Origin of the sequence: Chitinophaga sp. HK235 (genome assembly GCF_018255755.1) — a bacterium.
Classification (GTDB): Bacteria; Bacteroidota; Bacteroidia; order Chitinophagales; family Chitinophagaceae; genus Chitinophaga.
Window position 1 is genome coordinate 7,217,043 of the sequence record NZ_CP073766.1, and the last position, 13,572, is coordinate 7,230,614.

At 45.4% G+C, this 13,572-nt stretch carries 8 protein-coding genes; 5 read left to right on the forward strand and 3 right to left on the reverse strand.

What is annotated here, in order from left to right:
* The first annotated feature begins 342 nt into the window (after nucleotides 1–342).
* From KD145_RS27745 to KD145_RS27765, 5 genes are all read left to right on the forward strand, one after another.
* The gene (locus KD145_RS27745) at nucleotides 343–3,933 is read left to right on the forward strand and encodes a SusC/RagA family TonB-linked outer membrane protein (protein WP_249219591.1); all 3,591 of its coding nucleotides are present in this window, start codon (nucleotides 343–345) and stop codon (nucleotides 3,931–3,933) included.
* 11 nt (nucleotides 3,934–3,944) lie between these two features.
* Entirely contained in the window at nucleotides 3,945–5,396 is a 1,452-nt protein-coding gene (locus KD145_RS27750) for a RagB/SusD family nutrient uptake outer membrane protein (protein WP_212003062.1), read from the forward strand.
* Nucleotides 5,397–5,408: 12 nt separating this feature from the next.
* Complete coding sequence (locus KD145_RS27755) at nucleotides 5,409–6,740, forward strand: putative zinc-binding metallopeptidase (RefSeq protein ID WP_212003063.1); 1,332 nt, start codon at nucleotides 5,409–5,411, stop codon at nucleotides 6,738–6,740.
* 8 nt (nucleotides 6,741–6,748) lie between these two features.
* On the forward strand, nucleotides 6,749–8,062 hold the full coding sequence (locus KD145_RS27760) for a DUF4302 domain-containing protein (protein WP_212003064.1): 1,314 nt from the start codon (nucleotides 6,749–6,751) through the stop codon (nucleotides 8,060–8,062).
* Between the two features lie 526 nt (nucleotides 8,063–8,588).
* On the forward strand, nucleotides 8,589–9,350 hold the full coding sequence (locus KD145_RS27765; protein WP_212003065.1) for a M57 family metalloprotease: 762 nt from the start codon (nucleotides 8,589–8,591) through the stop codon (nucleotides 9,348–9,350).
* Nucleotides 9,351–9,517: 167 nt separating this feature from the next.
* On the opposite strand, the gene KD145_RS27770 is transcribed toward KD145_RS27765, so the two are convergent.
* The 3 genes from KD145_RS27770 to KD145_RS27780 are packed head-to-tail and all read right to left on the reverse strand — an operon-like array spanning nucleotide 9,518 to nucleotide 13,126.
* A complete protein-coding gene (locus KD145_RS27770) occupies nucleotides 9,518–10,702 on the reverse strand; it encodes an ABC transporter permease (protein WP_212003066.1) in 1,185 nt (394 codons plus the stop codon).
* Between the two features lie 6 nt (nucleotides 10,703–10,708).
* Nucleotides 10,709–11,665 carry an HlyD family secretion protein gene (locus KD145_RS27775; protein WP_212003067.1) on the reverse strand — a complete coding sequence of 319 codons (957 nt, stop codon included), beginning with the start codon at nucleotides 11,663–11,665 and terminating at the stop codon, nucleotides 10,709–10,711.
* 54 nt (nucleotides 11,666–11,719) lie between these two features.
* Complete coding sequence (locus KD145_RS27780) at nucleotides 11,720–13,126, reverse strand: TolC family protein (protein WP_212003068.1); 1,407 nt, start codon at nucleotides 13,124–13,126, stop codon at nucleotides 11,720–11,722.
* Nucleotides 13,127–13,572 lie beyond the last annotated feature (446 nt).

Sequence of the window (13,572 nt, forward strand, 5' to 3'; positions counted from 1 at the left end):
CTGTTACCACACTATGCTATAGGAAAATAGTGGCACTTCTCTTTTTGTAAAAATTTAAAAACGGAAATAACAACAAAGGGCTGTCAACAAAAACCGGAGGTGTCATCACCACCCCCGGAAGGCGTTTGAATGATCCTGATCGAATGAAACCATTTTTTTAAACAACCAGTTAAAACCATCAAACTAATGCAATTTATGCAAAAAAATGCTAATTGTAGTTGGTATGCTATGCCCGGAAATGTAGTATCGGTCAGCCTCCACCATAGGGCCGAAACGGTATTGGAAAATCGGCAGAATCCGGTGAAGGGTATAGCTACCGGGCTAAAAAAACTGCTGATTACTATGAAACTGACAGCATTGTTAATCCTTGTGACCATTATGCAAGTGGCTGCAGGGGCCAGGGCACAGAGTATTACATTCAGTGCCCAGAAGGTCAGCCTGCAAAAGGTATTTACTGCCATTGAAAAGCAGACAGGATACCTGGTATTTTATAAAAAAGAAGTGCTGCAGCGTGCCCACGATATCTCCGTGAACGCTAAAGAGGTGCCCTTGAATGAATTTATGGACCAGGTGTTGAAAGATCAGCCCATAGAATATGAGCTGCTGTCTAAAACAATCATCCTGACCGTAAAGGATGCATCTGCCACCAAAACCGCTACGGAAGCTGAACCACAGCAACAAACACAACGTACCGGTAAAATAACCGATAAAAAGGGTAATCCCCTGATCGGTGTTTCCGTACAGATCAAAGGACAAAGCCGCGGTGTTATCACCGACCAGGATGGCCGCTTTTCCATCACTGCAAATAATAACGATGTCCTGGTATTTAACTTTCTTGGTTTTAAACCACATGAAGTTCAGGTAAATGACAAGACTGTTTTCAACATTACCATGGAAGAAAACATTGCAGGGCTGGGAGAGGTGATTGTAACAGGTTACCAGAACGTAAACAAAAAACTGTTTACTGGTTCTGCTACCAACATCAGCGGTGTAGAGGTGAAACAGGATGGTGTCATCGATGTAAGCCGTATGCTGGAAGGTAGAGTAGCTGGTGTTTCTGTGCAGAACGTTTCCGGTACCTTCGGTGCGGCCCCTAAAATCCGCGTAAGAGGTGCTACTTCCATCTCCGGTGAAAACAAACCACTGTGGGTAATCGATAACGTGGTACTGGAAGATATCGTGAACATCAGCAACGACCAGCTCTCCAGCGGAGACGCGCTAACGCTGATCGGCTCTTCTGTAGCAGGTATCAACGCAGACGATATCGAAACATTTACCATCCTGAAAGATGCTGCTGCTACCGCCCAGTATGGTGCCCGTGCGATGAACGGTGTGGTGGTGATCACCACCAAGAAAGGCCGTGTCGGTTCTACCCAGGTGAATTACAACGGTAACTTCTCCACCTTCCTCAAACCGGATTACAGCACTTTCAACATTATGAATTCTGCCGACCAGATGTCTGTGTATGCAGAGATGTACCGTAAAGGTGGACTGAGCTCTTCCATCGCCAACGAAAATAACGGTGGTGTATACTCGAAAATGTACCAGAAACTGAAAGAGTATAATCCGGCTACCGGCACATTTGGCCTGCAGAATACTCCCGAAGCCAGAGAAGCTTTCCTGCAGCGTTATGCAAAAGCCAATACAGACTGGTTTAGCATACTCTTCAGAAACTCTTTTGTACAGGAACATTCCCTGAGCATTTCTTCCGGTACAGATAAATCACAACATTACTTCTCCCTCGGTTATTATAATGATAATGGTTGGTCTGTTGCCGATCGTGTAAGCCGTTATACCGCTAACCTCCGCGGTACCTACAATCTCACCAACCGCCTTACTGCGAATGTGATTGTAAACGGATCTATCAGACAACAACGGGCTCCCGGTACTCAGGGAAGATCCAGCAACGTAGTGGAAGGGGTATATACCAGGGATTTTGATATCAACCCCTACAGCTATGCGCTGAATACCAGCCGTGCCATGACAGCCTACGACGAAAGTGGCAACCTGGAATTCTTCAACCGCAACTACGCACCATTTAACATCATCAACGAGTTAAAAAATAACTACATTAACCTGGACATGCTGGATACTAAGATTCAGGGTGAACTGGGTTATAAGATCTCCAATGACTTCAGTTTCCGGACCATTGGTGCTATCCGCTTCGTAAAAACCACCCGCGAAAATATCATCAGCGAAAACTCCAACATGGCCCTGGCATACCGGTATGCTCCCAATTCCACCCTGGCTGCTGCAAATCCGTTCCTCTACCTGGATCCAGATCATCCTGAATTAACGGTGAAACAAATCGCATTGCCGCAAGGTGGTTTCTACAATAAAAATGATGATAAGCTCACTAACTACTATGTGCGTAATCAGCTGGAGTGGAAACATGATTTCAGCAAAAAACACCTGGTAAGCGCTTTCCTCGGACAGGAAATCAAATACACTGACCGTCAGAACAGCTATGCTAATGGCTACGGTTACCAGTATGATAAAGGTGGTACACCATTTACTGACTACCGTATCATTAAAATGCTGCTCGAAGGTGGTTACAACTATTTCGGGATGAACCAGCAGTACGACAGATATGCTTCTTTCTTTGGTAATGCCAGCTATTCCTATGATGGTAAATATATCTTCAACGGAACGTTGAGATATGATGGTTCCAACAGAATGGGCGAATCCAGAAATGCGCGCTGGCTGCCTACCTGGACCCTGAGTGCCGCCTGGAACCTCGACCAGGAGGATTTCCTGAAGTATAGGGAAAATATCAGCTTCCTGAAGCTGAGGGCCTCTTACGGTCTGACCGCCAGTATCGGAAGCGCCACCAACTCCAGTGTGGTATTCCTGAACAGCTCTGCTATACGTCCGAGGTTATCAGAAGTGGAACCAAGAGTTGAACTGGACCACCTGGAAAACTCCGAACTCACCTGGGAAAAACAATACGAAGGTAACGTCGGTGTTGACGCAGGTTTCTGGGGTGATAAACTGGCCGTTACTGTTGATGCCTATAAACGCAATGGTTTTGACCTGATCAGTGGACTGCGTACTTCCGGCATTGGTGGGGAAGGTACCAAACAGGCCAACTACGCAGACATGAAATCCTATGGTGTGGAAATGACCGTTGGTGGAAAACTGATTAAAAGCAAGTCTTTCAACTGGTCTTCCAACCTGACCTTTGGCTTCAACAAAAACGAAATCACCAATCTGAAGAGCAAACCCCGTATTTATGATCTGATCGTACCAGAAGGTGGTGCGAGCGAAGGACATGCTGTACGTGGACTTTACTCAGTCAATTTCCAGGGCCTGAGCAAGGACGGAATACCTACCTACATCGACGAAAACGGTAAGTTGAACGGTGGGGTATATGTTCAGAGCAGCAACAAGGATTATCTGATATATGAAGGATCTGTAGATCCTATCGTTACAGGTGGCTGGAACAATACTTTCAACTACAAAAACTTTATGCTGAATTTCTTCATCTCCTATCAGGCTGGAAACAAGATCAGGTTAAACAATGCGTTTGCAGTGAAATACTCTGATGCCGATGCGATGCCGAAGGAATTCCTGGACAGATGGACATTACCGCTCGACGAGAAAGCTACCAATGTACCGGCTATCGCCGACTATCTCGTTCGTAGCTCCATTGGTTCAGTTTATCCCTATACCGTCTATAACTACACTTCCGGACGGGTAGCAGATGGAAGTTTTGTTCGCCTGAAACAGGTGTCACTGGCTTACAATCTGCCTGTAAGGATTGCAAGGCTGATACGTGCCAACAATATGTCTGTGAAACTGCAGGGTAACAATATCTGGCTGATATATGCAGACAAGGCGCTGAAAGGCCAGGATCCGGAGTTCTTTACTTCCGGCGGTGTGGCAATGCCTGTTCCTAAGCAATTCACATTTACCTTAAAAGTTGGATTTTAATTGTGATAATTATGAAAAAAACATATCTATATATAACGGCTGTTGCATTGCTGGGTACCACCGGCTGCAAAAAGTATCTGGAACAGGCACCCGATCAGCGGGCGGTCCTGAACACACCTGAGAAGGTGGCTGAGCTGCTGGTAACAGCTTATCCCAGTGCCAACTACTTCACTTTTGCTGAAGCAATGTCCGATAACGCCATGGATGTAAGTGTCACCGGCGTTGTTGACTCAAGAAATGCAGACGCGTATTTCTGGAGAGATATCACCTCTACTGCCCAGGATGGTCCTACCTACTACTGGAACGCCTGTTACTCCGCGATCGCATCCGCTAACCAGGCATTAGACATCTGCAACAAAGCCACTAATCCGCAGTCATACGCTGGTCAGAAAGGAGAAGCGTTGGTAGCAAGGGCTTACGCACACTTTATGTTGGTGACTCTTTTTTCAAAAGCCTATGATCCGGCTACTGCCGGCCAGGACCCAGGTATTCCATATGTGACAGAGCCTGAGAAAATAGTGTTGAAAAATTACGACCGCAAAACCGTGGCCTATGTATATGACATGATCGAGAAAGACCTGAAAGAAGGTATTCCTTTGCTGAATGACAAATACGCCATTCCTGCCTACCACTTTACCAGGAGAGCGGCACATGCTTTTGCATCCAGGTTTTACCTGTGGAAACGCAACTATGATAAAGTGATAGAAGAAGCCAACCTGGCATTCCCTACCAACGATTTTGCGACTAACGTAAGACCATGGCTGAACTATCAGGGTGCTTCTGTTACCGTCAATGACCTGCAGAATTTTTACACCAATGCCACCAATCCGGGCAATCTGTTGTTGGCCGAAACGGTATCTAACTATTGTGTTTATTATTACCGCTACCAGTATGCGATGTCTCAGCCAAGGGTTATACAACTCATCAGCCCCCTGGGCAACCGCTGGGATGCAATGAAGGTATATAGTACCAGCAGCACTTTTTACTTTGTGATGAAGTATCTCGCTTACTTCAAACGTTCCAGTATCAACGCCAACACTGGCGTATACTATACCATGGTGCCGTTGCTGACCACAGAGGAAACATTGCTCAACAGAGCTGAAGCATCTCTCAGCAAGGAAATGTATGACCAGGCGCTCAATGATATGAACACCCTGGTGAAAACGCGTGTCGCCAACTACAATACTACCCAGCACTTAATTACAGATGCCCGTGTGATGAGCTACTATGGCTCCAGAACAACCGATAAGAAAGAGGCTTACCGCCTGGCATTGCTGGATATCAAACGTGCCGAGTTTGTCAATGAAGGCATGAGGTGGCTCGACATCCTGCGTCTGAAAATGCCGGTAACACATACTACCTCCAAAGGAGAGGTGTTTGATCTGGCTGCGGATGATAAACGCAAACTGTTGCAATTACCGGAAGAAGTGACCCTGTCCGGTGTTCCTCTTAATCCTCGTTAATCTGCTGTAAGTATGAAAAAACATTTTTTCTTAATAATAGCTTTTGCGGCAGTGATGCTGTCCGCCTGTAAAAAGTCAGATGATCTGGACAAACCATTGGTGGGCCTTGGTGGCGATAAATGGGTGAAAACACCGTTGGATAACTGGCTGTTTGCCACGTTTACACAACCATACAACCTGGAAGTAAAATACAGGTTCGATGGCTCGGAACTGGACCCCACCAAAACCCTGGTTCCACCAGACAGTGCCAAAGTAAGACCATTGATGGAAACAGTGAATTCTGCCTGGATTCAGCCATATGTGATGGAGAAAAATGCCGATTTTATCAAAATGTATTCTCCCAAACAGTACATGCTGGTAGGTAGTGTGGAATATAATACCGGCGGAACCGTTAAGCTGGGTGAAGCAGAAGGGGGATACAGGGTTACACTGTATAATGTCAACAACTTCAACAAATCCAGCCGCGCTAATGTACAGCAGGTACTGAAAACCATTCATCACGAGTTTACACATATCCTGCACCAGACAGTGATTTATCCGAAGGATTTCCCGCTGTTGACAGGTGGTGGTTATACTGCCGACTGGAATAACCAGCCCCTGACAGATGCTTATACACTGGGCTTTATTAGCCAGTATGCCCGTGCCGCTCCTGAAGAGGATTTCGCGGAAATGGTTTCTATGATGCTCACGCTGGGCCGTGGTGGCTATGAAACCATCATGAAACAGACAGGTGTGAATGTGGGTATTCTCCGCAAGAAAGAAGCCATTGTAGTGGGTTATTTCAGACAAACATGGGGCATTGATTTTACCGGGCTGCAAACCAAGGTGCAGAAAGACTTTAATAGTTATTCCAATCCGCCGGTTTTCTCCCATATCGGTTTTGGCAAGGCCTTTACATCCATTGTTATTAATCCTGCGTTGGTAGGTGGACAGTCGGATAATTTCAACAATGCATGGGAAACTTCCAAAGCTGCTTTACTGAAGGTAGACGCTACTACACAGTTTACACTGGAAAGCATCAATGTGGTGTTTAATTCGGCTACTACCATGCAGCTGAAAGTTAACTACCGTTCTGCTGCAGGACCAGGTGCAGGAACACTGGCCACCGGTACATTTACCTATAGTGTAGTGGCCAACACGGCTGCGGAAACATACACCTTCGCACTCACCGGAGCAGATGCCACCGCTAATACAATCGCAGCTGCGGTGAAACCACTGACCGATTTCTTCAGCGGTGCACAGAAGACAAAATACTTCTATGGCCCCGATGCGAAAGTGGAATTCGGTGGTTTCGAGAAAGCTAATGATGCAACCTCATTCACATTCGGCACCTTAAATCTGTAATGAACATCATGAAAAAACTTACGCTATATACATTACTGGCCATCGCTGCTATATCCTGTAACAAGTCTTCCGATCCATTTATGGAAGACCCTGACGTAAGGCTCGCCAAACGCCTGGATGAGAATATGCAGCTCCTTACCAGCGCTCAGTACGGCTGGAAAGCAACGATCTATCCCATAGGAGGAAAAGGTTTCTTTTACTATTTTAAGTTTGGAAAAGATAATTCTGTGGAGATGATCAGTGACTTTAACAGTACTACGGCCATCACGCCCAAGACATCTACTTTCCGCCTGAAAGCCTTGCAATGGCCCACGCTGATATTCGATACCTACAATTATATACATCTGCCAAATGATCCGGCACCTGGTGTAAGCGGAGGTACCGCCGGTGCAGGCTTAAAATCCGATTTCCAGTTTACCATGGATAAAGTGACCGGTGATACCTTTTATGTGGTAGGTATGGACCGGGGAAATCCGATGATGATGGTGAGACTGACCAGCGCGGAACAACAGGATATCCTCAATGGTAAAATCGCCGAGCGCATGACTGACAACAACACTTATGTGGCCAGCACACCTGCTCCTTATATCAGTTTCAAGGACGGCAAAAAAATGGATGCGGCCATTAATGCCAGCACACGCAGGATCCGGTTTACTTACTTAGGGGAGAATAACAATGCCTTCAGTAAAACTAGGGCCTTTGCTTTCACGCCTAATGGTCTTATCCTGGATTCAGCATTTGTTTATAATGGCTTCGCCATCCGCGAACTGCTGTGGGATGCTGCCAATAAGGTATACTACGTGAAAAACGGTACCGACACCTACAACCTGCAGGCAGGAACAATGCCCGTAGTGCCGTTGAATCTGGTATTTGGTGCCGGAAAGGACTATACAGCTATTGAATATAGCGCTGCCACGCTGAAAGGTACGCTGAATAGCGACTTTGATCCGGTTTTTGCACAATGCCAGAACCAGTTTAATGCAACTGGCTATAACCTGAACTATGTACGTATGATGCAAAACCAGGACTTGACTTTTACGCTGAGGTTTAGTTACTCCAACGCTGTTAATGCTTTTCTGGCCAATGTAACTTATACACCTTCAAAGAACCCAGATGGTTCTATTAAGTTTGTATTTACTTCCCAGGATGGAAATGCTGGTGTCCGAGCGTCGGCCCTTGCAGAGACCAGAAATTACTTTGAAACAAATTCGTTTAACCTGGCTTGGATAGCTAATACTATTCCTGGGTCCAAACTAGTACTGGGTGGTTTGGTGAAAAGCACCAATGCAGCTCAGTTCTTCTATGGTACTGTAGGCAACTAACGCAGACTGTAGCATTAAATAAAAAGAGGCTGCTCCTGAAAAGGGGTAGCCTCTGGTTTTTGAGGAGGAGGTAAAAGATGTATTCAAATACTGTTTCACTAATCTCCGTATAATCGTTAACGTGAGCTACCGTTATCTGCGGTTTCAGAAATTGTAAATATACCTTCAACTTCTGCGGAGAATATTTCCTGTCTTCTGCAAAATGCATTGCTGCGGCCATTTTTCAGCGAACAAGCAGACTAGTAAGATATATTTGCTGATGATAATTTGATCGCGCAAAATATTAAAAGAGCTATATATTGATTTAAGAATTATAGATGAGAATTTTGTATCAGTAATGAAAAAAAATAATTTCTTTAAAGAAAGATTTGTATCATTGTCTTATAACCAAAATCTGAAATCTTTGTAGCCCGTTCTTCAAAGAAACAGTTACACATTTAATTGCGCGATCACTAACGTAGGTGTAAAGCTTACCCAGGCTTTTTTTAATCTCTCAATACCATTATTTTACCTAAATCAATTCCTCATGAAAAAGAGCATTAAATTCTTGCTCGCAGCAGCACTAATCAGTTTCATTTTTGTTTCCTGTAAAAAATCGGCTGACGCGCCGGCCCCTGTACCAGAACAAGACAATGCAAAGAAGGTATTGTCCTACATTCTCAACATGGGTTTCCCTGCTCATATGATTGTAGAAAATACAAATGAGTACATTGTTGAAGAAGATATCATCTTTCCTAAAAACATGAAGGTACCTGTTGGTTTCGACAGCAAGGTAAAACCGGAGCAGTTCTACACCGGCAGCCTTGTAGGCGCTACTAATGTTACCAATATCAGGCTTATGGTGGATACATCGATGACGGTGATGCTCCCTGAAATCAATTCTGCTATAAACCAGTGGAACACCGTTAGCGGTTGTACCATTCACTGGAGCATTGTTACATCAGGTGCCTATGATGTATTGATTACCAACTTCAACCTCGGCAACGGCGTTTGCGGCCAGGGCACTTTCCCATCCGGCGGCGTTGCCGGAAACCTGATCCGCATCAACAGGAATTTTATTGCAGCTAACAGCTTCGCACAACGTGCACGCACCATCTGCCATGAAATGGGCCATAACGTTTCATTCAGGCATACCAACTGGCAGGCTATCGGCGAACCTACCGCCACTCCGGTACCAGGAGTGCCAGGCACAGATGCCTCTTCTATCATGAACGGTGGCCAGTGCGGCAGCGGTGCCACGGTATTATCAACCAACGATAAAGCGGCGGCGGCAGCACTCTATCACTAATTAATTATACCCGTGCTGCTCTGCGCGGATTTATTTCACGCAGAGCAGCATAAGCAGCCAAGGCCCATACTTTTTATTAGTATTGTCCGACTAAGAAGTTGTTTTAAAAAGGAGTGGGTTATGTATCTGTACTGGCAGATAGTCTATGCAGTTGACAGTTTAGTACTTTAATCCTCCTTCATATTCCCCGTAGGCGCAGATCTGTACATCAGCCACAGTTTTATTTTTAACGCCAGCCATCCCAGGAAAGCATACACCAGCAGCAAAATGCCCAGGTGTTTGATGTATGGATAGGTAAGTGTTACAGCGCCTTTCTGTATCAGTAAGATCTTAAACGCCTGCAGGAAAGGTGTTAAAGGAATAATGCTGGCCAGGAACTGTACGAACACCGGCATGGCATTGAGCGGCCAGGTAAAGCCACTGACGATAAAAGCAGGGGAGGCGATGATCATTAACACCTGTGTGGCTTTTAACGCATCCGGGATCAGAATGCTGACAAACACGCCCATGAAGGAAGCGGAACCAACAAAAAAGGCGGTCAGCCATATGAAGTTGAGAATACCTTCCGGTAAGGGTACATGAAAAAGGATATGCATCAGGTAATACACGGAGACAATGAGAATGGAGAAAGTCCAGATAGGGATTACCTTGATCAGCATGATGGGAAAGGCCCAGCGGCGCATGTGTTGATATTCACTCATAAAAGACCCGCGCTGAAACTCGGTCGCAAAGCTGACAGCCATAGCCAGCAGGATCACCTGTTGCAGTACCACGGCCAGCATGGCGGGCCACATAAATATGAGGTAGTTGCTGGTAGTATTGAAAAGCGTAATGTAGTTGGTTTTAAAGGGCTCATATTGTGTAACGGCCCTGGGTGCCGGCATGCCCATTTTCTGCAGCGCTTTAATGGAAACACCGGCAGAAAAGGTACCAATGGTCAGCTGCAAGGCCTTGGAGGCAAAATTGGCCGTTAGTACATTCCCTGTGTTGACATATACATTGACTTCCGGATATTTTTTCTGAAGGATATCTGCCTCAAACCGGGACGGGATTCTTACTACGGCAGCGGCGTTGCGCCTGATAACTTCATCATTGATTTCAGCGGGATCCTGGAGGTATTTGAGTACCTTGATACTTCTGTTGTCTCCAAGCATTTCCACCAATTGATTGGATAATGGTGTGTTGTCTTTATCTATAACGATAACGGGCGTATTTTCCACTTTCCCGCTTTTGTATACAAAACCAAGCAGGGTGGCATATAAAACCGGCGCCAGAAAGAATACTGAACGCAATGTTGCATTGCCCAGGAACAGCTTGAACTCACGTTTCAGCAATCGGAAAAATTCTCTCATGTCTGATTATTTCAGAATAACATTCGCGTTTACCAGTATATCTTTTGTCTTATCCGTATCCTTTGGCCGCACTTTAATCTCGTAAACGGCCTCCTGCAGCTGATAGTCAGGATATGCGGTGGTGATATCCGCATAGCGGGTCAGTTGTTTGATGGACACAATGTTTCCATCCAGTTCTTCCTGGTTGTATACCACCTGCAGTTTTACATCCTGCCCTTTTTTATATTTTGCAATCTTGCTTTCCGGTACGGTAAAACGGAAGTAAGTGCTTCCGGGAATATATCCGTTAAACAGTGCAAAGCCGGCAGTAGCCAGTTCTCCCGGGTTGAGGCTGATGGTTTCTATGTCCATGTCATTGGTAGCGATGATGTATCGCTCTGAATAGGCAACATTGGCTTCCTGCAAAGCACCTTTCGCCTGGGATGCCTGTCCTGCGGCCATTTCCACCTTTTCGATACGGGTACCTTTTTTAACATCATCCAGCTCGGCCACTACTGCATCATATTGTGCTTTGGCACCCTGCAGCTTTGCATAAATCTCATCATAGGCCTGGGGCGACATCAGACTGTCGTTAAACATATTGGAAGCCCTGTTATACGATTTCTGTGCAAATTCATATTGTTCTTTGAGTCCTTTATACTTGGCCTGCAATTGTTTCAGCTGGTCGGCGGTAGCACCACGGCGTGCCATCTGTTCCTGCGCGGTGGCAGCGTTGACTGCTCCCTGGGCCTGTGCTATTTTGGCTGAAACTTCCGGTACATCCAGTAAAGCCAGGGTATCACCTTTCTTTACGGTCTGGCCCTCCGCTACATAAATTTTCAGTATTCTGCCAGTGACCTTCGGGGCAAAGGAGATGACATCCTTTTTTGCTTTTCCCTCGAAATTGTCTGCACCTCGTTTCCGGGGGGCACAGCTTGTGAGCGCCAGTAAACTGAATAAAAATATGCAGGTAGTTATTCTCATTGTATAGTCATTAATTTTAGTAATTGTTGTTTGGGTGTTAGCAAGGGGTAAAAGTTAATACAGCCTGCTGATATCCAGCTCCTGGGTAGACCGCATTAATTCTATAGCCGCTCTGCGCTGATTGAAAATAGCGTTCTGATAATCCAGTTCCGCCGCTTCAAGATCATTTTCTGCTTCTATCAGCTGGGTGGATTTACTCATGCCATACCTGAACTCCTTTTCTGCCTGTACCAGTGCATCACCCGCCATTTCCTTCTGTTTTCTCTTTAAGGCTATTTGTGCATTGGCTATATCGTAATTGGATTGATTGTTAGCCTGGTTTAAGGTGAGTTTACGCAACGCATCGTACTTCTGGTTTTGCAGCAGTTCTCTGTCTATACGTGCTGTTTCTATGGCATGTTTTCCTTCTCTGCCATCAAAAATCTCCCACTTAAATCCAATGCCGCCCATAAATACGGGGAAAATATTCAGGTTGGTAGGCTTCCAGTCCAGCTTACGACCGGGGTAATTAAGGGCCGGAATAGGCGGTATGATATTGTCTGACGATTTAACCCTGGCGCCGTAAAGGCCGAGGTAATAGCTGGAGGCCATGAGCTGTACTTTGGGAATCCACCAGGTTTGTTCGGCTTTTATTTTATAGCCGGTGGCATTGATGCCATGGTTCAATGCACGGACTTCCGCCCGTTCTTCAATTGTTTTTTGTGGAACAGCAGGTGTGACAGCTATGAGCACCGGCTCTATAAGACGTAGCCTTTCCTGGCTGATGCCGGTTAAGACTTCCAGCTGAGTGAGCAACAATTCCTTTTTGCCTTCATATTCTGCTACTTTGGCATCGAGGGTGGCCTGTGCCAGCTCTATTTTTTTATGATCATAAGGAGTGATCAGCCCGTATCCCAATGCTTTATCAGCTGTTTTACGGTTGGCCTCCAGTCTTCTTTTGCCTTCGTCCAGCACCTTCTTCGATTGATGTATCAGGGCCAGCTGGTCGTAGGCCCTGGAAACAACCGCCACTACCTCATCTGCTGTTTTTTCCAGTAAAATATTTTCCGATTGCTTTTTTTCTTCGAGTGCCTTGCCCAGGTATTTTACTTTCCCGCCGGAATACAGCAACATTTTAGCATTTGCTTTGGCAAGTCCTGAAAACCCGGATACATTGATGTTATTGTTGTATTTCCCTTCCGGAATATTCAGAAAAGGTTGCAGGTTTAATTCAGGGGAGATAATATGCGCGGTAGCATTCATATAACCAGCCATACCACTTACTTCCAGGGTAGGGAGATAAACATCTTTAAGTTTGTGTTGATCAAGACTGGTCAGTTTATTTTTGGTGAGCTGGGTTTTGAGATCAGCATCCCGTACCATGGCGCTATCCAGCAACTCTTTAAAGCCAGGGGCCGTTTGGGCGTTACTATAATTATAGAATATAAGTGAAAGGAGCAGGAAAGACAGCTTACTCTTCATTGAAAAAAAATATTTTAATCCTGAGATAGATACTGATTCGCGTAAATATCCTTTAATACAAAAACCTAAAACAGTATGTAGGGTGCATGACAATAGCATTCTTCCAAAGTACAGGTGGCTTGTCAGTCATCCTGATGGTACATTGTTCGTCTATCTAATTTAACACATAAAGTAAAACCAATGTTTGATTTCCAGCCAGATAGCGGAAATTTATATATCATTAAATTTATCATGCAAGGTACGTTTATTATTTGACTTTTCTGTTGGAGAGCCGGAGCCGCTGCCATCGTCTCTTTAAAGCTAATTACGTTGAGGGGGCCCCGTTATAGATCTCTGGAAAAGAATGGGAACTTTCCTTCCGGCAAGAAACCGGCTTTTACCGATAACACAGCGGCTTTGAGCACAGGTCCTGTTTTTTACAGCCTGCTGATCGTATTTTTTTGCAG